22 protein-coding genes and 1 pseudogene are annotated in these 22,781 nt (G+C 61.5%); 11 read left to right on the forward strand and 12 right to left on the reverse strand.

Translation table 11 applies throughout. The annotated features are described in order from the left end of the window. Positions 1-57 precede the first annotated feature (57 nt). From RWK44_RS25065 to RWK44_RS25105, 9 genes and pseudogenes are all read right to left on the reverse strand, one after another. The gene (locus RWK44_RS25065) at positions 58-1,032 is read right to left on the reverse strand and encodes a threonine ammonia-lyase (RefSeq protein ID WP_077979529.1); all 975 of its coding nucleotides are present in this window, start codon (positions 1,030-1,032) and stop codon (positions 58-60) included. Between the two features lie 155 nt (positions 1,033-1,187). Then, the gene (gene ggt / locus RWK44_RS25070; protein WP_316029539.1) at positions 1,188-2,924 is read right to left on the reverse strand and encodes a gamma-glutamyltransferase; all 1,737 of its coding nucleotides are present in this window, start codon (positions 2,922-2,924) and stop codon (positions 1,188-1,190) included. 124 nt (positions 2,925-3,048) lie between these two features. Then, positions 3,049-3,187 (reverse strand): annotated as a pseudogene (locus tag RWK44_RS25075) (transcriptional regulator); the annotation flags it as partial. A 27-nt stretch (positions 3,188-3,214) separates the two neighbouring features. Beyond that, complete coding sequence (locus RWK44_RS25080; RefSeq protein ID WP_316029540.1) at positions 3,215-4,291, reverse strand: alpha/beta hydrolase; 1,077 nt, start codon at positions 4,289-4,291, stop codon at positions 3,215-3,217. A gap of 113 nt (positions 4,292-4,404) precedes the next feature. Beyond that, positions 4,405-5,040, reverse strand: a complete 636-nt coding sequence (locus RWK44_RS25085) for a hypothetical protein (RefSeq protein WP_168256355.1) — start codon at positions 5,038-5,040, stop codon at positions 4,405-4,407. Positions 5,041-5,150: 110 nt separating this feature from the next. Then, positions 5,151-5,276 (reverse strand): type B 50S ribosomal protein L36, encoded by a 126-nt coding sequence (gene ykgO, locus RWK44_RS25090; RefSeq protein WP_003542835.1) that lies wholly within the window; start codon positions 5,274-5,276, stop codon positions 5,151-5,153. Positions 5,277-5,439: 163 nt separating this feature from the next. After that, positions 5,440-6,516 carry a 5-(carboxyamino)imidazole ribonucleotide synthase gene (locus RWK44_RS25095; protein WP_168284272.1) on the reverse strand — a complete coding sequence of 359 codons (1,077 nt, stop codon included), beginning with the start codon at positions 6,514-6,516 and terminating at the stop codon, positions 5,440-5,442. Next, on the reverse strand, positions 6,513-7,007 hold the full coding sequence (gene purE, locus RWK44_RS25100; RefSeq protein WP_011653459.1) for a 5-(carboxyamino)imidazole ribonucleotide mutase: 495 nt from the start codon (positions 7,005-7,007) through the stop codon (positions 6,513-6,515). Before purE ends, RWK44_RS25095 begins: the two co-directional genes overlap by 4 nt. An 18-nt stretch (positions 7,008-7,025) precedes the next feature. Further along, on the reverse strand, positions 7,026-7,229 hold the full coding sequence (locus RWK44_RS25105; RefSeq protein ID WP_003542832.1) for a YdcH family protein: 204 nt from the start codon (positions 7,227-7,229) through the stop codon (positions 7,026-7,028). A gap of 229 nt (positions 7,230-7,458) precedes the next feature. Here RWK44_RS25105 and RWK44_RS25110 point away from each other — a divergent pair, with 229 nt between their 5' ends. Continuing rightward, positions 7,459-7,632 (forward strand): YdcH family protein, encoded by a 174-nt coding sequence (locus RWK44_RS25110; RefSeq protein ID WP_003542831.1) that lies wholly within the window; start codon positions 7,459-7,461, stop codon positions 7,630-7,632. Between the two features lie 206 nt (positions 7,633-7,838). Here RWK44_RS25110 and RWK44_RS25115 read toward each other — a convergent pair whose 3' ends face one another. Continuing rightward, on the reverse strand, positions 7,839-8,099 hold the full coding sequence (locus RWK44_RS25115) for an ArsR/SmtB family transcription factor (protein WP_003552646.1): 261 nt from the start codon (positions 8,097-8,099) through the stop codon (positions 7,839-7,841). Positions 8,100-8,266: 167 nt separating this feature from the next. Beyond that, positions 8,267-9,031: a sulfite exporter TauE/SafE family protein gene (locus RWK44_RS25120; protein WP_077979534.1), complete on the reverse strand. Its 765-nt coding sequence runs from the start codon at positions 9,029-9,031 to the stop codon at positions 8,267-8,269. Positions 9,032-9,138: 107 nt separating this feature from the next. On the opposite strand from RWK44_RS25120, the gene RWK44_RS25125 reads away from it, so the two are divergent. Both RWK44_RS25125 and RWK44_RS25130 read left to right on the forward strand, forming a co-directional pair. Then, positions 9,139-9,792 carry a thiamine phosphate synthase gene (locus RWK44_RS25125; RefSeq protein WP_003542828.1) on the forward strand — a complete coding sequence of 218 codons (654 nt, stop codon included), beginning with the start codon at positions 9,139-9,141 and terminating at the stop codon, positions 9,790-9,792. A 10-nt stretch (positions 9,793-9,802) separates the two neighbouring features. Then, positions 9,803-10,885: a tetratricopeptide repeat protein gene (locus tag RWK44_RS25130; RefSeq protein WP_077979535.1), complete on the forward strand. Its 1,083-nt coding sequence runs from the start codon at positions 9,803-9,805 to the stop codon at positions 10,883-10,885. A 135-nt stretch (positions 10,886-11,020) separates the two neighbouring features. Here the strand turns inward: RWK44_RS25130 and RWK44_RS25135 are convergent, their stop codons facing one another. Further along, positions 11,021-12,763: a chemotaxis protein gene (locus RWK44_RS25135; protein ID WP_316029541.1), complete on the reverse strand. Its 1,743-nt coding sequence runs from the start codon at positions 12,761-12,763 to the stop codon at positions 11,021-11,023. Between the two features lie 342 nt (positions 12,764-13,105). Here RWK44_RS25135 and RWK44_RS25140 point away from each other — a divergent pair, with 342 nt between their 5' ends. The 8 genes from RWK44_RS25140 to RWK44_RS25175 all read left to right on the forward strand — a co-directional run bounded on the left by RWK44_RS25140 (position 13,106) and on the right by RWK44_RS25175 (position 22,752). Further along, positions 13,106-13,435, forward strand: coding sequence for an STAS domain-containing protein (locus RWK44_RS25140; RefSeq protein WP_316029542.1), 330 nt, complete (start codon positions 13,106-13,108; stop codon positions 13,433-13,435). After that, complete coding sequence (locus tag RWK44_RS25145) at positions 13,432-13,800, forward strand: response regulator (protein ID WP_003552634.1); 369 nt, start codon at positions 13,432-13,434, stop codon at positions 13,798-13,800. The genes RWK44_RS25140 and RWK44_RS25145 overlap by 4 nt, the downstream gene beginning before the upstream one ends. Beyond that, a complete protein-coding gene (locus RWK44_RS25150; RefSeq protein ID WP_316029543.1) occupies positions 13,797-15,845 on the forward strand; it encodes a chemotaxis protein CheA in 2,049 nt (682 codons plus the stop codon). The genes RWK44_RS25145 and RWK44_RS25150 overlap by 4 nt, the downstream gene beginning before the upstream one ends. Further along, positions 15,842-16,351, forward strand: a complete 510-nt coding sequence (locus RWK44_RS25155) for a chemotaxis protein CheW (protein WP_017962036.1) — start codon at positions 15,842-15,844, stop codon at positions 16,349-16,351. Before RWK44_RS25150 ends, RWK44_RS25155 begins: the two co-directional genes overlap by 4 nt. A 31-nt stretch (positions 16,352-16,382) precedes the next feature. Next, entirely contained in the window at positions 16,383-18,092 is a 1,710-nt protein-coding gene (locus RWK44_RS25160) for a methyl-accepting chemotaxis protein (RefSeq protein ID WP_077979539.1), read from the forward strand. Positions 18,093-18,360: 268 nt separating this feature from the next. Then, positions 18,361-20,283, forward strand: a complete 1,923-nt coding sequence (locus RWK44_RS25165) for a HAMP domain-containing methyl-accepting chemotaxis protein (RefSeq protein WP_316029544.1) — start codon at positions 18,361-18,363, stop codon at positions 20,281-20,283. Positions 20,284-20,455: 172 nt separating this feature from the next. Continuing rightward, entirely contained in the window at positions 20,456-22,273 is a 1,818-nt protein-coding gene (locus RWK44_RS25170) for a methyl-accepting chemotaxis protein (protein ID WP_077979541.1), read from the forward strand. Further along, positions 22,270-22,752 carry a chemotaxis protein CheW gene (locus RWK44_RS25175; protein WP_017962033.1) on the forward strand — a complete coding sequence of 161 codons (483 nt, stop codon included), beginning with the start codon at positions 22,270-22,272 and terminating at the stop codon, positions 22,750-22,752. The genes RWK44_RS25170 and RWK44_RS25175 overlap by 4 nt, the downstream gene beginning before the upstream one ends. Positions 22,753-22,781: the final 29 nt, after the last annotated feature.

Genomic DNA, 22,781 nt, shown 5'->3' on the forward strand with positions numbered 1-22,781 from the left:
AGAAACCATCCGCTGCTACTGCTGCGGATGGTCAACGGCGTTCATTTGCAACGATATTTAGCCGAACCGTTCCAGAGCCATGGCGAAGATATCGGCATCGACATTGCCGCCCGAGGTGACGGCGACGATCGTGTCGCTTTCCAGGGCGTCGCCATGGAAGAGGGCGGCGGCAAGCGCCACGGCGCCGCCGGGCTCGACGACGATCTTCAGCCGTGTGAAGGCGAGCGCCATGGCGTGCAGTGCCTCCTCGTCGGTGACGACGATGCCGGCGCCGGCGAGACGCTTGAGGATCGGGAAAGTGATATTGCCGGGTTGCGGCGTGACGATTGCATCGCAGATCGAGCCTGATACCGACGTGTTGCGTTCGATCTTGCCGGAGGCGAGCGAGCGGGTGGTGTCGTCGAAATCCTTGGGCTCGCAGGGGCGGACGCGAAAGCCGGGGGCGCTCGCTTCGAGGGCGAGCGCAATGCCTGAGGTCAATCCGCCGCCGCCGCAGGGAACGAGAACTTCGGCTGATGTCACGCCTTCCTCTTCCGCCTGTTCGGAGATTTCGAGACCGGTCGTGCCCTGACCGGCGATGACCAGCGGTTCGTCGAAGGGCTTGATCAGCGTCAGGCCGCGCTCGGCCGAAAGCCTGGCGCCGATCTCGTCGCGATCCTCATTGACGCGGTCGTAGAGCACCACTTCGGCGCCGAAGGCGCGGGTGTTGGCAATCTTCAGCTTCGGCGCATCGCTCGGCATGATGATGACGGAGGGGATATTGTGCAGCTTGGCCGCAAGCGCAACGCCCTGGGCGTGGTTGCCGGAGGAGAAGGCGATGACGCCCTTCGAACGCACCGCAGCATCGAGGCCGGAGACGGCCGACCAGCCGCCGCGAAACTTGAACGAGCCGGAATGCTGCAGACATTCCGCTTTCACGAACAGACGCCGGCCGGCAATCTCATTCAAAAAAGGAGAGGAGAGAAGCGGCGTGCGCCTTGCATGACCGCGCAGACGGGCGCGGGCTGCGACAATCATTTCAATGCTGGCCATTCGGGAATCTTTCTGCTTGCGGGTTCGCCCATGCATAGGGCGCGGCAGGCCAATTGTGAACGGCGACTTTGTCACGGTAACATGAATGGTGCCACCGCTGCTTCTCGAGCCGCGTTGCGCTTCCGCCGACCGTTTGATCAGGCGATCCCGAAGCGTCAGTAGCCGCTTGCAGACCCTTCCGTTGCGCGGCTGTCCATGGCGCCGTTATACCGGGCGCCGCCGCCCTTAGCGATGGCGGCAAGGCTCTTGCCGCCGACGAGGATGCCGGCGGCCTGGCCCCATTGCGGCGTGTCATTGCCGCCATCCAAACTGTAGCCCATGGCGGCGAGTGTCTTTTCCGTATCCGGCGAAAGTGCATAAGGTTCGAGAAAGACCTTGTCGGGCTGCCATTGGTGGTGGAGACGCGGGGCGTTGACCGCCTGACTGATATCCATGCCGAAATCGACGACATTGAGGATTGCTTCCAGCGTTATCGTAATAATGCGCGAGCCGCCGGGGCTGCCGATGACCATGAAAGGCTTGCCGTCCCGGGTAACGATCGTCGGGCTCATCGAGGAGAGCGGCGTCTTCTTCGGGGCGATGGCATTGGCCTCGCCCTGCACCAGTCCGTAGAGGTTCGGCACGCCGGGCTTGGAGGTGAAATCGTCCATCTCGTTGTTGAGCAGCACACCGGTGCCGGGCGCTACGACCGCGGCACCGAAGGAGCCATTCAGTGTATAGGTGACGGCGACCGCATTGCCCTCGTCGTCGATGATCGAATAATGCGTGGTCTCGGTGCTTTCCTTGCCGCCGAGCGGCTTCAGGTTCGCCGAGGTGCCGGCCTTGTAAGGGTCGATCTTGGCGGCGATCTCCAAAGCATACTTCTTGTCGAGCAGCTTTGTGATCGGGTTCTCAACGAAATCGGGATCGCCGAGTGCAGCATTGCGGTCGACATAGGCATAGCGCATCGCCTCGACCATGATGTGCACGGTTTCGGCCGAGTTATAGCCGAGATAGGAAAGCGGATATCCTTCCAGAACGTTGAGGATCTCGCAGATGATGACGCCGCCGGAAGACGGCGGCGGCGAGGAGATGATGTCGTAGCCGCGGTAATTGCACTCGATCGGCTTCAGCTCGCGCACGGCATATTGCTCAAAATCCTCCTTGGCGAGGATGCCGCCCTTGGCCTGGCTCGCCTTGACGATCGCCTCGGCGGGTGCCGACTTGTAGAAGGCGTCGGGACCTTTTTCGGAAATGCCTGCAAGGACTGTGGCAAGATCCGGCTGCTGGAGTTTTTCGCCTGATGCATAAGGTTTGCCGTCCGCTTTCAGGAAGATCTTTGCCGCGGCTTCATCTTTGGCGAGGCGCTTGGCGTAGGCGGCGAAACTTGCGGCGTCGCCCTGTTCCAGCGTGAAGCCTTCCCTGGCGAAGCGGAGCGCCGGCGCGATCAGTTCTTCGCGCGACTTGCTGCCGTATTTCTCGCGCGCGGTCTCGAAGCCCATGACGGAGCCGGGTACGCCGACGGCAAGATAACCGTCGAGGCTGGCACGCGGCACGATATCGCCCTTGGCGTCGAGATACATGGTCTTGGTGGCGGCAAGCGGCGCGCGTTCGCGGAAATCGAGGAAGGTCTTAGTGCCATCCTTCAGGCGGATGGTCATGAAGCCGCCGCCGCCGAGATTGCCGGCCGAGGGATAGACGACCGCCAGCGCGTAACCGACGGCGACCGCTGCATCGACAGCGTTGCCGCCACCTTTCAGCACCTCGACGCCGACATCGGTCGCCAGATGTTGGGCGGTGACGACCATGCCGTGTTCGGCTTCGACGGGCGCAGGCGAGGCGGCAAAAGCCGAGGTCAGGCTCAGCGACAATGCTGATATGACGGAGATCATCCCGATATGCAGACGGCCCATGATTTCCCCTCCTATGGACATGATGGAAAAACATATGGGACTGCCTGGGCCCGAGGCAATGCAAGGGGTTGGCTTTAAAGCATGTCATGCAAACTTATGCAGCGGTTTGCGACAACGACATCCGTCAAAACAAAACCCAAAGCGTCAGCAGTTCGGCGAGTTTCCGGTTGGTGTCGGCGTTATCGAGCGGCGTATCGACGATGAGCTTTATCTTCGCCGGCTGGGTTGGCGTCAGGCCGCCGGTCGAAGGACATGCGGCCCTGGGCCGCATAGTTATACAATTCAACGTGCTACAGGATCCTTTGTGCGTCGGAAAAGACACGCGGCGCTGCAGGCGCCAGCGACGGCGCGGTTGCGACCGTCCGATCGCGTGAGGTGGCGGCAAGCCTCTCTTCGGCCTTGCGCGCGATCGCCTGCAGGTCGCGCGGCTTACCTGATATCTTCTCCATGGCGGCGACGGCGACATCGGTTGCGAGGTAATCCGGCTTGTGGCCGACGCCGCTGACGGTAATGAGCTCGGAGCCTGATATATCGCGGGCAAGGCCGCGCGAATGCAGGTGTTCCCAAACGATCTCGTCGCGGTCACCCGTTATGATGACGGTCGGCGCGGTGATCTGCGAATAAAGCAGCGACTGCTCCTTCACATAGGCGAGCAGTCTTTTGAAATCGGCGGCATTGTTGTGGAAGGCGCTGGGACGCAGCACCAGCGACGGACCTGTTTTTTCGATGTAGTCGGCCGGGCGAGGATTGGGACGGAAGACATTCAGCGTGCCGCGCTCCAGCCGGCTGAGCCCAAGCGGCACGACGATCGCATGGTTGAAGAGCCAACCGACGATCGGCACGGTCGCCACATGATAGTACCAGTCGATGCCGCCCGGCCAGGGATGGGTGGCGGGCGCGAGGAAGAGCAGGCCGGCAGTCTTGTCAGGATGGCGCAGGCCAAAGGCGGCGGTGATCGCGCCGCCGAAGGAATGGCCGATGATGATCGCCTTCTCGATGCCGCGCTTCTCCATCAGTCTGGCGATCGCATCGGCCTGGCCGGAGGGGAAGGCGTTCTCAGGGCCGCCGCGTTCGGAATAGCCATGACCGGGGCGATCGACGAAGAGCATTTCCGCCCGGCCTTCGAGTGCGGCGCGGAAGGCAACGACCTGATCGAGCAGATTGCCGCTGGCGCCGTGAATGAAGACCAGCGCCGGCAGATCCGCATTTTCGGGACGCGCGACGTGGACGGCATTCATGCAGTAACCGCCGACATCCGTCAGTTCGCCAATATTCGGATAGGCGTGTTCGAATTGCCGCGCCTTATAAGTGGAATAACCGATGGCTGCGGCGAGCGGGGCGAGAAGAGCGGAAACTTCTGCAAGCATGATCTCAACGAGCGATAATTGCGGGACGTCCTGCGGCGGACAACCGCCACATCGTTCCCTCTCTATTCTAAAATTGTGCAGCGTGATCCGACGTCAAGATCGCTGACCGGGAATCAGATGCGGTTGCCGGCAAGTTTTTCCGCAAGCGTGTTGGCCTGTTCCTGGGCGGTGCGTTCGGCGGGATAGATATCGAGAAAACGCTCCCACGCCTTCAAGGTCAGCTGGTCGTTGCCGGAATTGCTGAGGATCGCCGCCATGCCGGAGAGAGCGCCGAAATGGCGCGGCTCGAGATCGAGCACACGTTCGATATCGGACATCGACTTGCGATAATTTCCCATGACGAAATTCAGCGTGGCGCGGCGGTTCCAGCTTTCGGCATAATCGGGCTTCAGCGCGATCGCCTCATCGAGGAAATCGAGGGCCGCGGGATTGCGCTTTTCCTCGATCGCCTTGTCGGCCCACTGCATCAGCAGATTGACGGTGGCGCTACCGGAATCGTTCCATTCCATGCGGATTTCATTGGCGATGCCGCTGGCCTTTTCGGGATCGCGTTCACGCTTCAATTGGCTGAAGAGCTGGTCGAGGTGCTGCTTCGGCGAATTGTTGGCATCCGTCTGCTCGACGATGACGTCCTTTTTCGCCGTGGCGGCCGGCTGCTCCGCGGCGGTAGCCGGAAAGGTGGAGGCGAACAGGATGAGAGCGAGCGGCAGCGCCGCTGATGTCAAAGCAAAAAAGCGCATGGCGGACATATTAGCCCGCCAGCGCCGAAGATCAAACAAATTTGACGTGATCACCGCAGCGACCCACCGGATATATATGCCCGCGCAAACTCATACGCAGGGCGATCCGACGCGCGAAATCAGCCCTGACGAGCCTTGAAGCGCGGGTTCAGCTTGTTGATGATGTACATGCGGCCCTTGCGGCGAACCAGACGGTTGTCACGGTGACGAGCCTTGAGCGACTTGAGCGAATTCTTGATCTTCATTTTTCTGATCCGCGATCTCTATGGGGGAATTCACATTCGCCCGTATCTTTAACAATCAAAAGCGCGCCATCGGGCGCGCTGTTTAGGTGGGGAGCAGATACCCCGTCACCTTTTCCGTGTCAACCACATGAAGGTGTTTTTCCCAAGGCGCAGGGGTGTTTTCTCAGGCCAAAACCGGCGATTTCGGCGTCAGGGTGGTGACATGGCCCATCTTGCGGCCGGGGCGCCACTCGGTCTTGCCATAGAGATGAACCAGCGTATCGGGGCGCCGCAGCCAGTCGGGAACGGCAAGGATATCATCGCCGATCAGGTTCTGCATGACGCAGTCGGAATGGCGCTCGGCATTGCCGAGCGGCAGGCCGGCAACGGCGCGGATATGCTGCTCGAACTGGCTGACGACGCAGGCGGCTTCCGTCCAGTGACCGGAGTTGTGGACACGCGGCGCCATCTCGTTGGCGATCAGTCCGCCATCGGCAAGTACGAAGAATTCGATGCCGATGACGCCGACATAGTTCAATGCAGCAAGGATTTTCTCGGCCGATTGCCGCGCGGCGTCCGCTGCCGGCGCCGAGATCGCAGCGGGAACCGTCGAGGTGTGGAGAATGCCGTTGCGGTGGACATTCTCGGCGGGATCGAAGCAGACGACCGTACCGTCGGGGGCGCGGGCGGCGATGATCGAGACCTCACGCTCGAAGGCCACGAAGCTTTCGAGGATGAGCGGCACGCCGCCAAGTGCTGCATAGGCGCCATCCGGACTGTCTGCGGCCGAGCGGAAAACCTTCTGGCCCTTGCCGTCATAACCGAGACGGCGGGTCTTCAGCACGCCCTGGCCGCCGAAATCATTCAGTGCCGTCTCGAGATCGGCCTGGCTGTCGATCGCATGGAAGCGGGCAGTGGTTATGCCGCACCCATTGAGAAAGCGTTTTTCGACGAGACGGTCCTGGGCGGCTTCCAGCGCCTTCGGCGGCGGATAGACGGACACGCTCGCCGAGAGCGTTTCGGCGGCTGCGACGGGCACGTTCTCGAACTCGTAGGTGACGACGTCGCAGATATCGGCGAGTTCGGCCAGTGCCAAGGGATCGTCATAGGCGGCGGTAATCTGCCGGTTGGCGAGCTGGGCGGCCGGACAGTCCGCCTGCGGCTCGAGGATGACCGTGCGAAAATTCAACCTGGCGGCGGCAATGGCCAGCATGCGGCCGAGCTGGCCGCCGCCGATAATGCCGATCGTTCTCGCCGTCATAGATCGTCCATCGGGTATTCGGCGACGGCAGCACTCTGGCGCTCGCGCCATTCGTCGAGCCGGTCGGCGATTTCTTCGTCGGAAAGGGCAAGCACGGCGGCGGCGAGAAGGGCGGCGTTGACTGCGCCGGCCTTGCCGATGGCGAGCGTGCCGACGGGAATACCGGCCGGCATCTGCACGATGGAAAGGAGGCTGTCCTGGCCGGACAGAGCTTTTGATTGGACCGGCACGCCGAAGACCGGCAGCGGCGTCATTGCGGCGGTCATGCCCGGCAGGTGGGCGGCGCCGCCGGCGCCGGCGATGATGACCTTGAAGCCCTCCGCACGTGCGCCCTTGGCGAAATTGACCAGCCGGTCGACTGTGCGGTGCGCCGAAATGATGCGCGCGTCATAGGGAATTTCCAGCGCCTCCAGCGTGTCGGCGGCGTTTTTCATGGTCTCCCAGTCGGACTGGCTGCCCATGATGATGGCGACGGGTGGTCTGTCTGTCATCGTTGCTGCTATTCCCTCTCAGGCGATGATGTCAGGGATGATCTGATCTTCCAGCTTGGAGAGCCTGTCCTTGATAACGAGCTTCTTCTTTTTCATGCGCTGGATTCGCAGAGCATCGCATCCGGTCTGAATCATGGCGTTGATCGCGGCGTCGAAATCCTCGTGCTCCTGGCGCAGGCGCGCCACTATGAGCCTGATTTCCGCCTGTTCCTGATCGGCCATATACATTCCCCGTTTATCGTCCTTGGACCTTGTCCGATCTGGCGATGATTTCCGCAAGCTCCTATCACCAAATACAGGTAACGGCTAGTTAGTCTTGATCATGAAATTGCCATGCAGTCTTCATCTTTTGGCCTTCGACAAGCCGTCAAAAATATGTCACAGTCCCGCCCGTTGACACCTTGATCCCCGACGATGTTGGCCGGGGAGGGTAAGAGGAAGGAAGGGTCATATGACTGTTCAAGCTCATCTTGAGTCACTCCAGAAAAAGCATGTCGCTCTCGAGGAGGAGTTGCACGCGCTCAGAACATCTCCCTCTATTTCCGATACGGAACTTGCCGAATGCAAGCGCCGCAAGCTGCGCATCAAGGACGAGATTCAGCGTCTTAAGTCATCCGTCCACTAATCTTCCCAAGGGTCGCCGGGCGATCATCTTGCGCAACAAGGTAAATCCATCCATTCCACCAAAAATTTGCAAGAACCGGTGATTTGACACCATATTTGCGCCAGTCCGATGCATCCGGCATCGTGGCTGGCGCTTTTGCGTCTGTCACGTCTCACATCGCATCCTTATGATTCGCATCGTATCCCCAGATCTTACGGGAACATGCATCAGGCCCAGAACTGATCCAGCCACAAATTGAGCTTGTCGAAGCCACGGTTATTGACTGCATAGATGCGTTTGGTGCCTTCCGAGGTCACGGAAACGAGATTGCTGTCGAGAAGCGCCTTCAGGTGCTGCGAAACAGCAGGACGGCTGATCGGCAGGCCTTCGGCGAGCTCGTTGACCGTCCGTGGCGCGCGACGCAATTCCTCCAGCAGAAACCGCCGGTTCGGATCGGCAATCGCAGAGAAAGGGTCCGTGTTCGACATGGCGAGAACGCTACGTCAAACCGGCGGCACCAGCAAGGAAATTGTGCATTGCAGCGTGTTGCCGCAAAATTCCTTAAATCGAGATCGATCTAAGGAATCATGCAGCAATTCAAAGTGCTGCAGCGTCCTTTGCGCGCCTGAAGAGACGCGCGGCGCTGTAGGACCTCTTACCAGCCAAGGCCCTCGCGCACGATCAGGAAGGCGGCGATCAGCGCCATTGCATACATGAAGGGATAGAAGATCTGTGGCTTCATGCGGCGCACGCACCAGGCGCCGGCGATGGTGGCGAGCGGGGCGAAGGGCAGAAGCGTTGCGGAGGTCGCAAGGTTCTGGGTGCCGAGCTGACCGAGCGCGAAATAGGGGATCAGCTTGATGGCGTTGAGGATTGCGAAGAAGCGCACGCTGGTGCCGGTATATTCACGTGGCTGTAATTTGAGCGGCAGGGCATAGATCTGGAAGGGCGCGCCGCCGGCATGGGCGACGAAGCTGCCGTAACCGGAAAATGTGCCCCAGAGGTTGGCGGCCACCGGCCGTTGGCTGCGCGGCGGCACCACCTTGCCGGCGCCCGGGCCGAAATTGCTCCAGAAATAGCGCAGGCAGAAGAGGATGGTCACCGCGCCGATGACGATACGCAGCATGTTGCCCGGAACCAGCGCCGAGGTCGCCCAGCCCAGCGCAATGCCGATGAAGGCGCCTGGCAGCATGATCTTCAGCGTCGCCCAGTCGCCATGCTTGCGCCAGATGACAAGCGAAATCATGTCCATGAAGACCAGGATCGGCAGCAGGATGGCGGCCGCCTCGACCGGCGAGACGACGAGGGCGAGAAAGGGCAAGCCGATCAGCGACAAAGCGTCGCCCATGCCGCCTTTTGCGAGGCCCACCAGCAGAACGGCGGGCACGGCGGCGTAGTAGAATGACAAATCCTGCGGCATGCTTTCGACGTCCTCCTCTTGCAAGCCTCGTCTAACGGAACTACTCACACAAAACGAGTGCGGATCCCTCATTTCGAAGGGGAATTCGCAGGAAACGGAAAGACCCCATGACCGAACCGGAAAACCGCTGCCGCCTTGTGCTCATCGTAGCCGATATCGCCGATGCCGATGAACAGGCAAAGATCGTCGCCGACGCGCTGAAGGGCGGCGATGTCGCTTCGGTGATCGTGCCGCAATATGGGCTTGACGACGGCACCTTCCAGAAACATGCCGAAAAGCTGGTGCCGCTGATCCAGGACGCTGGCGCCGCCGCGCTGATTGCGGGTGACAGCCGTGTCGCAGGCCGGGCGAAGGCCGACGGCCTGCACCTTTCCGGCAATGCTGAGGCCCTTTCGGAGGCGATCGACAAACATGCGCCGAAGCTGATCGTCGGCGGCGGCAACGCAGCTGACCGGCACCATGCGCTGGAGATCGGCGAAGTCAGGCCGGACTATATCTTCTTCGGCAAGCTCGACGGGGACATCAAGCCGGAGGCGCATCCGAAGAACCTGGCGCTCGGCGAATGGTGGGCCTCGATGATCGAGATCCCCTGCATCGTCATGGGCGGCACCGATCCAGCCTCGGCGCTCGCCGTCGCCGAGACCGGAGCGGAGTTCGTGGCGATGCGGCTGGCGGTTTTCGCCGAGCCCGCCCGGGCGCCGGCTATCGTTGCCGAGATCAATGCGTTGCTTGACGAAAAAGCGCCACGGTTTGAGGATTGAAATCGCGCTCATGCCGATCCCGCCCGCCCGTCTTTTGAAATATTTCCTCGCCGGTATGGCCGCCTTCCTTGCGGCCGGGCCGAATGTTGCCATGGCGCAGGTGCCGGACAGCGTCATCAGTCAGCCGGGTACGGGACCGGCTTCGACCTTCCGCACCGACCGGCCTTCCAGCCCGGGCGTGCAACCCTCCGATGGTGTCGGCGTATTCGACCGCATGGGCGCGAAGCTGCCGGACCTGCCGCCGGAGAAGGATTACAAGGGGCCGATCGACGAGGCTTACGGCGCCTTCCAGCGCGGTTATTACCTGACGGCAATGGACAAGGCGCTGCCGCGCGCCCAGCTCGGCGATCCGGCGGCGCAGACGCTGATCGGCGAAATCCTCTCGCAGGGCCTCGGCGTCAAGAAGGACGTGAAGAACGCTGCCTTTTGGTACGGCAAGGCGGCCGAAGGCGGCGACGCGGCGGCGATGTTCAAATATGCGCTGATCCTGATGGAAGGCGAGGGCGTGCCGCGTGACAAGGTCAAGGCCGACGACTACATGCACAAGGCGGCCGAGGCGGGCAATCCTTCGGCGGAATTCAACTGGGCACAGCTTCTCATCGCCGACAATCCCGGCGAAAAGGGACTGAAGCTGGCGCTGCCATTCTATGAGAAATCGGCCGAGCAGGGCATTGCCGATTCGCAATACGCCGTGGCGCAGATCTATGCGACGCTGAAGGACCTGCCGGAAGAAAAGAAGAAGCTCGCCCGCGAATGGATGGTACGCGCCGCGCGCGCCGGCTTCGACACGGCCCAGCTCGATCTCGGTATCTGGTTCGTCAACGGCGTCGGCGGGCCAAAGGATTACGTCAAGGGCTTCGAATGGCTGAAACTTGCCGCCAATGGCGGCAATGTCGCCGCGCAGAACAAGCTCGCCCATCTCTATATCAACGCGATCGGCACGGCGCCCAATCCGATCGAGGCGGCGAAGTGGTACGTGCTGTCGCGCCGGGCCGGGCTCGCCGATCCGGCGCTCGAGGATTTCTACCTCGGCATCGAGGACACCCAGCAGAAGGCGGCGATCGACGCCGCCAACAAGTTTCGGCGGCGATAGCGGCCGCTTGGCGACCCGGCCGACGAGGCGGACGGGCTCCTGCATAGTCCCTTAAATCTGAATCGATTTAGGCATCATGCGGCTACAGCATCCTTCGCGCGTCTGAAAAGACGTGCGGCACTGTAGCGGTCCAACCTAAAAAAGCGCATCGGCGAAGAGGTCTTCATCGTTTTCGGCTTTGGCGGTTTCGGCGGGAGCGGAGGTGCTGTCCTCGCTCGCCGGAATGATGCCGCGATGAATGCTGCGCTCCTGGACCATCGTATAGTGTTTGAAGATCTTGCGGTCGAGCGGTGCGATCGTCTCTGCGAGATCGGAGATATCGGCGACATCGGTGCCGACGACGCCTTCGAGCATCTCGGCGCAGCCGGCAAGGACTTCCCCCAGATTATGCTGGAAATCGAGCTTGCCGATCAGCAGGCTGATCTTGGTGGCGACCTCGCGACCATTCTCGGCGAGCACCTTCAGCTCGTTTTCCATCACGTTGGCTGCAGAGCGGATGTTGCCGACGGCCGACGTCAGGCTTTCTCCGAGGTTGCCGGCTCCGGCATCCGTGGCGGGGGCGACGCGCCCGGCCGCAGCTTCGAGCGCCGGCAGGCCGTTGACGATGGCGTCGGCGGAATCGTCGAGCTTGCCGGCGAAGATACGCAACTCGGCGGTGACGACGTTGATCGACCTGCCTTCCTCGCCGAGCCGGCTGCAGCGCAGGTTGGTATTCAACGCCATATAGTGAATGTCGGTCTTGACGGCGCGGATGTTGCCGATCGCTTCGGAGAGCTTGGCTGCCGTACCGATCGTCGACTGGCTCACCTGGTCGGCCTGGCGGCTTGCCGTATCGACCTGCTTGACGATTTCATGGGCGGCCGAAACGCTGGATTCCAGCGCGCGCATGAAGTTGCCGCCGGCCTCGCCACTCTGACCGCTCATCTGATCGCGCAGCTTGAGAATCTCCCGCATGTCGTGGTCGAAACTCGCGATAGTCTTGACGACGTTTTCAGACTCCCGCTGGAAATTTGCGCACATGTCGCTCATCTGCGCCGCTGTCAGATGGTGAATGACGTTCTGGAGGCGCTGGCGCGCGCCGGCGTCGAGTCTGGCGCCATCTTCGCCGGCAAAGAAATCTTCAAGCAGCGAAAAGGTAGCCTGCACATGCTCGATGCGCTGGCGGGTGATATCGCCGATCTGCAGGGCGGACAGCGTCGAGGCGACCTTGCCCTGGACGGCGCGAGCAATTGCGCCGACCTCGCGGGCGATGACGCCGAGATCCTTGCGGTGTCCGGCGATCTTGGCGGCATCATCGCGCAGGGCTCCGGCGACGGCCGGAACAGTATCGGCATAGCTCTTGGAAACACCGGCGCCAAAGGAGGCGGCGAGCTTGACCTCCTTGTCGAGACTGTCGAGGTGCGTGGCGAAACGATTGACCTCATCGGTGCCGGAATAGATGCGCTCCAGGATCTCCTGGGCGAAGCCGGCGAATTCGGCAAGGCCGGCACCGGTGATCTTCACGGTGACCGCGAAGGTTCTCAGATAACGCATCGTCTCCTGCATGTCGGCGACGTGCTTGCGCAGTTCCCTGCCGGTATGCGCCAGCGAGACCAGCGCCTCCTGCCGGTTTTCCTCGGTGACGGGCAGCGCCATCAGGCTCTCCACCGTGGCGCGGAGATCGGCGCTGGTGTCGCTCGCCTCCTTGTTATCGAGCGCCGTGGTGACACTCTCGAGCGAGTTCAACAGACGGTTGAGGACATCCATCACCGACAGCAACACGGTGCCGCCTTCGAGGAAACGTTCCTCGACCTCGCTACGAGCAGATTCCAGGGTCTGGCTGATGTCCCGCCCTGACGTGTAGGCTACAGCGTTCGATGGTGCCAGAGCGTATGCCAATTTTATACCTTTTCTCAAAATACAGGCAATTCGACTCTATTTTTACGAGCAGGATGGAAACGTCCGGTAAACGCGCCGGGACTCGCCAGCGTTGTGATTAACGAAAGATGTCGATGGGGTGCCGGTGAAAGGGTCACGGTGGCGCGGCGTAATTCAACATACTGTTTTTATTTTATTTATTTCTAAATTTTGAGGAAAAAATACAACTTATCTCGGATGAGAATTGGGAGTCGCGGAACGCGCTATACGGCAGTTTCCTACAACCGCTGTTTACTCTGCATTAACGCTGTCGTGAGAGTCCTTTTAGGGTCATCAAGTATTTTTCTGGCCCAGGAGGCTGCATTGGATACTCATAAACAATATTACGAATCTATAAATTTGCCAGATGTCCTCAGTATTCGTAACGTGTCCGAACTATATTCAAAGTTTACTGATGAATTTCGCAGCAATGAGACAATCATCATCAGCATTCCCGAAGGCGCGGAAGCGGATCTGAGTTTCGTTCAACTCATCGAATCCTCGCGCCGCCAAGCAAAGGCCAAGGGAAAGACGTTCAAGCTTTCTTCGCCGGCCAGCGGCTCGGTCCTGAAGGTACTTGAGCGCGCAGGTTTCATCGAATCCTTCGATCATGAAGATGCAAAATTCTGGTTGCATAAAGAGGTGACGTTATGAGTGCAAATATCCTGACTGTCGACGATTCCGCCAGCATCCGTCTGACCACCAAGGTCACGCTGACCAATGCCGGCTATAGCGTCACCGAGGCGGTCAACGGGGCAGAAGGCCTCGCGACGGCCAAGGGCAGCAGCTTCGATCTGATCGTGACCGATCTCAACATGCCTGTCATGGACGGGCTGACGATGATCGAGGAACTGCGCAAGCTGCCGGCGCAGGCCGGTGTTCCGATCATCTTCCTGACGACGGAATCGGACGCCGATCTCAAGGCGCGTGCCAAGGCCGCGGGTGCGACGGGCTGGCTGACCAAGCCGTTCGACCCGGAAAGCCTGGTGAAGATCGTGAAGAAGGTTCTCGGACGATGAGTACGCTCGATCCGGTTGCCGTATTCCGCACCGAAGCCGCCGAATGCCTCGAAGCGATCGAGGCCGGCCTTCTAGACCTAACCCACCAGCTCGACAACAAGGATCTCGTCGACGCCGTGTTCCGCGGGCTCCACACGCTCAAGGGCTCCGGCGCGATGTTCGGTTTCGAGGCGCTCGCCGCCTTCACCCATCATTGCGAAACGGCCTTCGACCGTGTCCGCAAGGGCGAGGTTGCGGCGACCAGCGAACTGGTCGCCGCCGTTCTCGCTGCCCAGGACCATATGCGTGCCCTCGTCGACCAGCCGGACGCCGATCACGGCGATACCGGGCATAAGCTTTTGGCGCAGCTGCAAGCTGCTGTCGGCGGCAAGGAAGCGGCGCCTGCCGCTGTTCCCGTACCCGCAGCCGTGCGCGACGCAGCGGCGAAGAAGAAGAAGAACAGCTGGCGCGTCCGCTTCAGCCTGCCCGCCAATTCGATGGCCAACGGCACCAATCCGCTCGGCCTGCTGGACGAGCTGCGTGATCTCGGCGAATGCACCGTGCGTGCCAATAGCTCGGCCATTCCGCCGCTCGACGAGCTCACTCCAACGGAACTCCACATTTCCTGGGACGTGACGCTGACCAGCGAGCAGGACCGCTCGGCGATCGACGACGTCTTCATCTTCGTACTCGACGACATGGAACTCAGCGTCGAGGAGATCAGCGGCGCGGCAGCGGCAACCGCCGCTCCGGTCGAGGAAAAGGCTGCACCTGCCCCTGTCGCCGCAGCATCGGCGGCCCCCGTTTCACCGACCACTGTCGCGGAGTTCCGTCCCGTCGAGGCGGTTCCGGTCAAGCGCGAAGTGCCCGCCGCCGTCAGCCAGGCGAAGGCGGCCGAGAATGTCCGCGTTCCGGCCGAACGTCTCGATGAGCTGATGGACCGCGTCGGAGAACTCGTCATCGCGCAATCGCGCCTCAGCCAGCTCGCCAGCGCCAGCACCGATATCGCACTGCGCTCCGTCTCGGAAGAGATCGAACGTCTCTCCGGTGAATTGCGCGACACGATGATGGTGCTGCGCATGGTGCCGGTCGCCACCCTCTTCTCCCGTTTCCGCCGCCTCGTTCACGATCTCGCTCGCGAAACCGGCAAGGTGATCGAGCTGGTGACGGAGGGCGAGAGCACCGAAGTCGACAAAACCGTCATCGAGCGTCTGGCCGATCCGCTGGTGCATCTGGTGCGCAACTCAATCGATCACGGCCTCGAAACGCCGGCTGACCGGCTTGCCTCCGGCAAGAGCGAAGCCGGTACGGTGACGCTTTCGGCCCGTCAAGCCGGCGGCGAGGTGATCATCTCGATCAAGGACGACGGCCGCGGCATCAATCGCGAACGCGTTCGCGCCAAGGCGGAATCCTCCGGCCTCATCCAGCCCGGCCAGCCGCTTTCCGACTCCGAGCTGCTGCAATTGATCTTTGCTCCCGGCTTCTCGACGGCGGCGGCGATCACCAATCTGTCCGGCCGCGGCGTCGGCATGGACGTGGTCAAGAAGACGGTCGAAGCGCTTCGCGGCGCGATCGACATCGTGAGCGTGCCGGGACAGGGTTCGGAAGTGTCGCTGCGCATCCCGCTGACGCTCGCCATCATCGATGGCCTGCTGGTGCGTGTCGGCGCCGGCCGCTACGTGATCCCGCTCTCGGCGGTCGAGGAATGCCTCGAGCTGTCGCTCGAGGAAGATCTGCGCTCGCGCGGCCGCAGCTTTATCTCGCTGCGCGACAGCCTGGTGCCGTTCCTGCGCCTGCGCGATCTCTTCCGCACCGGCACCAAGCCCGACGTGCATCAGAAGGTCGTCGTCATCTCGACCGGCACGGAGCGCGTCGGCCTCGTCGTCGACCAGATCATCGGCGACCACCAGACGGTCATCAAGTCGATGTCGAAGCTGCACAACAACGTCGCGACCTTCTCGGGCGCGACCATTCTCGGCGACGGCAGCGTCGCTCTCATTCTCGACGTCGGGCACCTGGTTGCCGCGGGTCAGCAACAGGAGGCGCAATTGCGTGTAGCAGGATGAGTGCAACAGCAGCAGCCGAACGATTTGACAACCACTGGAACTATGCCGAGGAAGTCGAGGTCCTGACCTTCGATCTCAACGGCGAAACCTTCGCGCTGGAAGCTGTCATCGTCCAGGAAATCCTGGATCTGCTTCCCGAGACCGCGGTGCCGGGCAGCCAGCCCTTCGTCGCCAGCGTCATCAACTTTCGCGGCAAGGTCATTCCGCTCGCCGATCTGCGTCTCGCCTTCGGGATGGAAGCAGCAGAGGCGACGATCGACAGCCGGTTCATCGTCATCGAGATCGATCTGCAGGGCGAGCCGACGCTCGTCGGCCTCAGGACCGATAAGGTGAACGAGGTGACGACGCTTGCAAAATCCGCCAGCGAAGCGCCACCGAGCGTCGGCATGCGCTGGCGCGCCGATTACATCAACTGCCTGGTGAAGAGGGGCGGAGAATTCATCATTCTCCCCAATCTGCAGGCGATCTTTTCATCGAGGCACGACGCGGCGGGAGCCGCCAGCTGATGTCGGCTGAGTTCAAACTGGGGTTAGACCGATGCGATTGACAATCAAGACAAAACTGGTGACGGCGTTCACTTTCATCATCCTCATGCTTATGGGCACCGCTGCCTACGGCATTTTCAGCCTAGGATCGCTGAACGACACGATTGGCAATCTTCTCGCCGGTCCCGCAGCCCGTCTCGACCTCGCCCAGCAAATCAACATTGCTCAGCTCGAGGCCATCCGCCAGCAGAAGAACCTGCTCGCTGCCCGCACTGCCGACGAAACCGCAGGTGCGATCGCCAAGGGCAATCAGGCCCGCAAGGACTTCACAGATGCCTTCGGCCAGGTACTGGCGCTGGCAACCGAAGAAGGCAAGGCGCGCTGGGCTCGTATTGCCGAACTTTCCAAGAGCTTCACGGCAGCCGACGATCAGATTCGTGACTACGTGAAGGCAGGCAACGCAGAAGGCGCAAATACCGTCTCCGTGACGGCGGCGCGGGCCGCTGTCAACGATATCGACTCGACGCTTAGCGAAATCCTGGCACTTGAAAAGCAGCGCATGAAGGCCGCCGACGATGATGCCGACGCGCAGTATGCGGCCACACGCACCATGATGATGGCGGTGGCAGCTGTTGCTCTGCTGGTTGCTGCGATTACCGCATTCTGGATCGCCAGCACGATCAGCAAGGGCCTTAGCCGTGCCAACGCCGTGGTTCGGGAAGTGTCCGAAGGCGATCTGACGAAGATGGCCGATATCACCAGCCGTGACGAAATCGGCGAACTTCTGGGCAACGTCAATACCATGATCGAACGTCTGCGCGGCGTCGTTGCCGACGCACTGTCGGCCGCCGACAATGTCTCTTCCGGCAGCCAGCAGCTTTCGGCGAGTTCGGAACAGGTATCGCAGGGTGCCACCGAGCAGGCGGCTTCCGCCGAAGAGGCTTCCGCCTCGATGGAGCAGATGGCCGCCAACATCAAACAGAACGCCGATAACGCCGCCCAGACCGAAAAGATCGCTCGCCAGTCGGCCAAGGATGCGGAGATGAGCGGGGAAGCGGTGACGCGTGCCGTGGACGCGATGCGCACCATCGCCCAGAAGATCGGCATCGTCCAGGAAATCGCCCGCCAGACCGATCTCTTGGCGCTCAACGCTGCCGTTGAAGCTGCTCGTGCCGGCGAACATGGCAAGGGTTTTGCGGTCGTCGCCTCGGAGGTGCGCAAGCTTGCGGAACGCAGCCAGTCGGCTGCCGCCGAAATCAGCGCGATGTCGACCGATACGGTCAAGGCTGCCGCCGATGCCGGCGACATGCTCGGCCGTCTGGTGCCCGACATCCGCAAGACGGCGGAACTCGTTTCCGAAATCAGTGCCGCCTGCCGCGAGCAGGATATCGGCGCCTCGCAGATCAATGAAGCGATCCAGCAGCTCGACAAGGTGACGCAGCAGAATGCCGGCGCTTCCGAGCAGATGTCGGCAACTTCCGAGGAACTCGCCTCCCAGGCCGAAGAGCTGCAGACGTCGATCGCCTTCTTCAAGGTCGATACGGCAGGCAGCGCACGGCCCGGTGCCTACAAGGCGCAGCCAAAAGCTTCGACCAAGGTGATCAAGGCCCCAGCCGCTGTCCGCAAGCCCGCGCAGCAGGCTATCGGCCAAGGCCGTGGCCAGACGGTTTCGGCTCAGCAGCAGCGTCTCAAGGGCTTTGCTCTCGATATGTCGATGGGCGGTCCAGACGCCGGCGACGACGACTTTAGGGAGAGCGCATAGGCGCTCCCCTGGGGAAAGTGCATAAGCGCTCCCCCTGGCAAAAGCACCCGAACGCTTTCGCCATAATCCCTCGGGCTGTTCCGGTGGCCCGAGGTGGGAATATCCCCCAACGCATGTAGGCGTTGGCGCTGCGATCGATAGATGTCCGGCTGCCGGGAAGTGAATGTAGTCGCTTTCCCCCTTTTCAGACACATCACTTTCAAGCTCGACGCCCCACCGATGGGACGTGTCTCTATCCATTCGTTTTGACCGTAAATAGGGGTATCACATGCGTTTCACCATCAAACTCAAGCTGGGTCTTGCCTTCGGCATCATGACGCTGCTGCTGATCGGCATCGCGGTTTATGGAAGCCTGAGCCTCGGCACCTTGAACGAGGCAAGCGGCAATATGATCGCCGGCCCGATGCGCCGCCTTGAACTTGCGCTGAACGCCAATGTTGCCGAAGTCAATGCCATCCGCGCCCAGAAGAACGCTCTGCTTTCCACGGATACCGACGTGGCTGCCGGTTTCTACAAGGAAGCTGATCAGAATCTACAGGCCATGTTCGACGCCGTCGATGGCGGCCTTGCGATCGCCTTGCCGGAAGGCAAGCCCCATTGGGAAAAGCTGCGGACGGTCGGCGAGAAATTCCGTGAAAAATCCGCCGAGCTGCAGCAACTTGATGTTAAGGGCGACAAATCAGGCGCGCTGGCGCTTTCACTCGGTGATCTCCGGGCGATGACCAACGACATGGGCGATGCGATCGCCGCCCTTACCGAGATCCAGCGCAAGGGCATGCAGGCGACCGATCACTCGAATACCGAACTTTATAACTCGACCAAGCTGATCCTCGCCACCGCTTCCGGCATCGCCGTGCTTGTCGCACTCGGCGCCGCCTTGTGGATCACGCTCGGCATCAACAACGGCCTGCGGAAGATTACGACTGTTGCAAACGCAGTCGCGATCGGGGACCTCAACCAGAAGGTCGATGTCAAGAGCAATGACGAGATCAAGGATCTCATCAATACGGTCAATGCCATGACTGCCAATCTGCGCGCCACGGCAGCACTCGCCGATCAGATTGCCATGGGCGACCTCAGCACCGATGCCAAGCCGCTTTCGGACAAGGATACGCTCGGCATCGCGATGCAGAGCATGATCTCCAACCTGCGGACCACCGCCGGCATCGCCGATCAGATCGCGAACGGCGACCTGACGGTGTCTCCAAAGCCGCTCTCCGACAAGGATGCACTCGGTATCGCGCTCGAACAGATGGTCGAACGCCTGCGCGGCGTCGTCGCCGATGCGATCTCGGCCGCCGAGAACGTCTCTTCCGGCAGCCAGGAACTTTCGGCAAGCTCCGAGCAGGTGTCGCAGGGCGCCACCGAACAGGCGGCTTCCGCCGAAGAGGCGTCCGCCTCGATGGAGGAAATGGCGTCGAACATCAAGCAGAACGCCGACAATGCCGCGCAGACGGAAAAGATCGCCCGTCAGTCGGCCAGGGATGCGGAAGCCAGTGGCGAGGCTGTCTCCCGCGCTGTCGACGCCATGCGTACGATTGCCCAGAAGATCGGCATCGTCCAGGAAATCGCCCGCCAGACCGACCTTCTCGCCCTCAACGCCGCCGTTGAAGCCGCTCGTGCCGGTGAGCACGGTAAGGGTTTCGCAGTCGTTGCATCCGAAGTGCGCAAGCTTGCTGAACGCAGTCAGTCGGCCGCCGCCGAGATAAGCTCAATGTCGAGCGATACGGTGACCGCGGCCCAGGAAGCGGGCGAAATGCTCGGCCGCCTGGTGCCCGACATCCGCAAGACGGCGGAACTCGTTTCCGAGATCAGTGCTGCCTGCCGCGAACAGGATATCGGGGCGGCCCAGATCAACGAAGCTATCCAGCAGCTTGACAAGGTGACGCAGCAGAATGCCGGAGCCTCCGAGCAGATGTCGGCAACCTCGGAGGAACTCGCCTCCCAGGCTGAAGAGCTGCAGATGTCGATTGCTTTCTTCAGAGTCGACATGGCAGGCGGGCGCCGCGAGCGCGCACCGGCTACAAAACTCACCGTTCGCAACCGGGCTCCGGCCGCACCGCGCAAACCGGCTGGCAAGGCGCCTGCCAATACGGTCGCCGGCCAGCAGGCCCGCGTGAAGGGCTTTGCCCTCGATATGTCGATGGGCGGTCCCGATACGACCGATGACGAGTTCCGTGAAAGCGCATAGGGCTTTTCCGATGCAGAAGCGGGGGGCCGCGGTGGATAGCGGCCCTCGATTGAACCGGTGCATGGACGCACCTGGTCATGCCGGCTCCGCCGGTGACGCATGAAGCGTTTTTACGACGGCACGATGTGCGATCTGGCGGAATATCCGCCGCGGTACTAACGGGGGTTCTGAAATGCGCTTCACAATCAAATTAAAACTGAGCCTAGTGTTCGGTTTCATCGTTCTCCTGACCTGTGCGATGGCCGGTCTTTCGATCTATAATCTCTCGTCGCTGAACAGCGAGATCTCGATCATGGTTGCCGGTCCGGTCGCCAATCTGCGCGATTCCGGCGATCTCTCCGACGCCGTGATGCGCTCGATCCGCGCCGAAAAGGATGCGATCATCAACACCGATCCGACCAAGATCACCGGTTATGTCGATGAGATCTCGCAGCAGCGCGAGCAGATCAAGACATTGCAGGCTCGCCTCGCTGCTTCGGAAGACCCTGATATCAGGAATGGCATGAGCCAGTTCGGCGACCTCTACGGCAAGTGGACAGCGCTGCAGGATCGCGTCGCCGGTCTCGCCACGCAGAACACGACGGAGTCCAACACTCAGGCCGGCGTCATCTCGATGGGCGAAGGCCAGCAGGTGACGACCCAGCTTCTCGGCATCCTCACCAAGCTGAACGACACGGTGACCGGCAATGTCGCCGAAACCGACGCCGCCACCAACGATCAGTATGCGCACTCGCGCAATCTGCTGGTCATGATGACGATCGGCCTGATCATCGTCTCGTCGGCAGCAGCGATCTGGATCCTGCTCAACATTTCGCGGGGCCTGAAGCGCGCCGTCAACCTTGCCGATGCCGTCAGCATCGGCGACCTCGAACAGAACATCGAGCACAAGAGCAACGACGAAATCCGCGATCTCGTCCATTCGATGAGCCGGATGACGGCGAACCTGCGCACTACCGCAACGATCGCCAATCAGATCTCGAACGGCGACCTGACGGTTTCTCCGAAGCCCCTTTCGGAGAAGGATATGCTCGGCATCGCGCTGGAACAGATGGTCGAGCGCCTGCGCGGCGTCGTCGCCGATGCGATCTCAGCTGCCGAGAACGTCTCCTCCGGCAGCCAGGAGCTTTCGGCAAGCTCGGAACAGGTATCGCAGGGCGCCACCGAACAGGCGGCTTCCGCCGAAGAGGCTTCCGCCTCGATGGAGGAAATGGCGTCGAACATCAAGCAGAACGCCGACAATGCCGCGCAGACAGAAAAGATCGCTCGTCAGTCGGCCAAGGATGCGGAAGCCAGCGGAGAGGCTGTCTCCCGCGCTGTCGATGCCATGCGTACGATTGCCCAGAAGATCGGCATCGTCCAGGAAATCGCCCGCCAGACCGATCTGCTGGCTCTCAACGCCGCCGTTGAAGCCGCTCGTGCCGGTGAGCACGGTAAGGGTTTTGCGGTCGTCGCTTCGGAGGTGCGCAAGCTTGCTGAACGCAGCCAGTCGGCTGCCGCCGAAATCGGCGCGATGTCCGGTGATACTGTCAAAGCCGCCCAGGAAGCGGGCGACATGCTCGGCCGCCTGGTGCCCGACATCCGCAAGACGGCGGAACTCGTGTCCGAGATCAGTGCGGCCTGCCGCGAACAGGATATCGGCGCCTCGCAGATCAACGAAGCGATCCAGCAGCTCGACAAGGTGACGCAGCAGAATGCCGGCGCCTCCGAGCAGATGTCGGCAACCTCGGAAGAGCTCGCCTCCCAGGCCGAGGAATTGCAGACGTCGATCGCCTTCTTCAAGGTCGATATGGCGGGCGGCCGCCGTGACCGCACGCCAGCTGCCAGGATGACGGTGCGCAGTCCGGCTCCGGCCACCGCCCGCAAGCCGGGGGCCAAAAAACCAGCCGCCAACAGCGTCGCCGGTCAGCAGGCGCGGGCGAAAGGCTTCGCTCTCGATCTCTCCATGGGCGGTCCCGATGATGGGGACGCCGAATTCAAGGAAAGCGCATGATCATGGCCACGACCTCCCTGGAAGCGCAATTCGTGACCTTCAGCCTCGGCGAGGAGATCTTCGCCGTGCCGGTTGAGGTGGTGCGGGAAATCCTCGACTATGCGGAGGCCTTCAAGATTCCGAATGGTCCTGACTATTTGCTCGGTCTGCGCGACGTGCGCGGGCAGGGCGTGCCGACGATCGATCTTCGCTTGAAGCTCGGCATGACGAAGACCGTGCCGACGCCGCATACGCGGGTGCTCGTCCTCGACGTGCCAATGGAAAGCCGGCTTCTGACCCTCGGCCTCGTCGCCGACCGGGTCTTCGAGGTCACGCCGTTCCGGCGCGAGCAGATTGAGGCGGCGCCCGATATCGGCGTGCGCTGGCGCTCGGACTATATCGCCGGCGTCGTTCGCCGTGAACACGGCTTCGTCGTCATCATCGATCTTGCACGCTTGCTGTCGCGCGAGGACGCCTCGGTACTGCAATCGGCGGCCTGATCCGCGCATCAATTCGGAGTACTGCATTC

It is taken from the genome of Rhizobium sp. 25PS6, assembly GCF_032464655.1.
Taxonomy (GTDB): domain Bacteria; phylum Pseudomonadota; class Alphaproteobacteria; order Rhizobiales; family Rhizobiaceae; genus Rhizobium; species Rhizobium laguerreae.

Excerpts from the sequence above, each read along its gene's own strand:
- RWK44_RS25120 (WP_077979534.1), bottom strand. The coding sequence starts at position 9,031 with ATGCCGCAGGATTTGTCATTCTACTACGCCGCCGTGCCCGCCGTTCTG.
- RWK44_RS25080 (WP_316029540.1), bottom strand. The coding sequence starts at position 4,291 with ATGCTTGCAGAAGTTTCCGCTCTTCTCGCCCCGCTCGCCGCAGCCATC.
- ggt (WP_316029539.1), bottom strand. The coding sequence starts at position 2,924 with ATGGGCCGTCTGCATATCGGGATGATCTCCGTCATATCAGCATTGTCG.
- RWK44_RS25110 (WP_003542831.1), top strand. The coding sequence starts at position 7,459 with ATGACTGTTCAAGCTCATCTTGAGTCACTCCAGAAAAAGCATGTCGCT.
- RWK44_RS25105 (WP_003542832.1), bottom strand. The coding sequence starts at position 7,229 with ATGGCCGATCAGGAACAGGCGGAAATCAGGCTCATAGTGGCGCGCCTG.
- RWK44_RS25160 (WP_077979539.1), top strand. The coding sequence starts at position 16,383 with ATGCGATTGACAATCAAGACAAAACTGGTGACGGCGTTCACTTTCATC.
- RWK44_RS25165 (WP_316029544.1), top strand. The coding sequence starts at position 18,361 with ATGCGTTTCACCATCAAACTCAAGCTGGGTCTTGCCTTCGGCATCATG.
- RWK44_RS25145 (WP_003552634.1), top strand. The coding sequence starts at position 13,432 with ATGAGTGCAAATATCCTGACTGTCGACGATTCCGCCAGCATCCGTCTG.
- RWK44_RS25155 (WP_017962036.1), top strand. The coding sequence starts at position 15,842 with ATGAGTGCAACAGCAGCAGCCGAACGATTTGACAACCACTGGAACTAT.
- RWK44_RS25130 (WP_077979535.1), top strand. The coding sequence starts at position 9,803 with ATGCCGATCCCGCCCGCCCGTCTTTTGAAATATTTCCTCGCCGGTATG.
- RWK44_RS25170 (WP_077979541.1), top strand. The coding sequence starts at position 20,456 with ATGCGCTTCACAATCAAATTAAAACTGAGCCTAGTGTTCGGTTTCATC.
- RWK44_RS25095 (WP_168284272.1), bottom strand. The coding sequence starts at position 6,516 with ATGACGGCGAGAACGATCGGCATTATCGGCGGCGGCCAGCTCGGCCGC.
- RWK44_RS25125 (WP_003542828.1), top strand. The coding sequence starts at position 9,139 with ATGACCGAACCGGAAAACCGCTGCCGCCTTGTGCTCATCGTAGCCGAT.
- RWK44_RS25150 (WP_316029543.1), top strand. The coding sequence starts at position 13,797 with ATGAGTACGCTCGATCCGGTTGCCGTATTCCGCACCGAAGCCGCCGAA.
- RWK44_RS25065 (WP_077979529.1), bottom strand. The coding sequence starts at position 1,032 with ATGGCCAGCATTGAAATGATTGTCGCAGCCCGCGCCCGTCTGCGCGGT.
- purE (WP_011653459.1), bottom strand. The coding sequence starts at position 7,007 with ATGACAGACAGACCACCCGTCGCCATCATCATGGGCAGCCAGTCCGAC.
- RWK44_RS25175 (WP_017962033.1), top strand. The coding sequence starts at position 22,270 with ATGATCATGGCCACGACCTCCCTGGAAGCGCAATTCGTGACCTTCAGC.
- RWK44_RS25085 (WP_168256355.1), bottom strand. The coding sequence starts at position 5,040 with ATGTCCGCCATGCGCTTTTTTGCTTTGACATCAGCGGCGCTGCCGCTC.
- RWK44_RS25115 (WP_003552646.1), bottom strand. The coding sequence starts at position 8,099 with ATGTCGAACACGGACCCTTTCTCTGCGATTGCCGATCCGAACCGGCGG.
- ykgO (WP_003542835.1), bottom strand. The coding sequence starts at position 5,276 with ATGAAGATCAAGAATTCGCTCAAGTCGCTCAAGGCTCGTCACCGTGAC.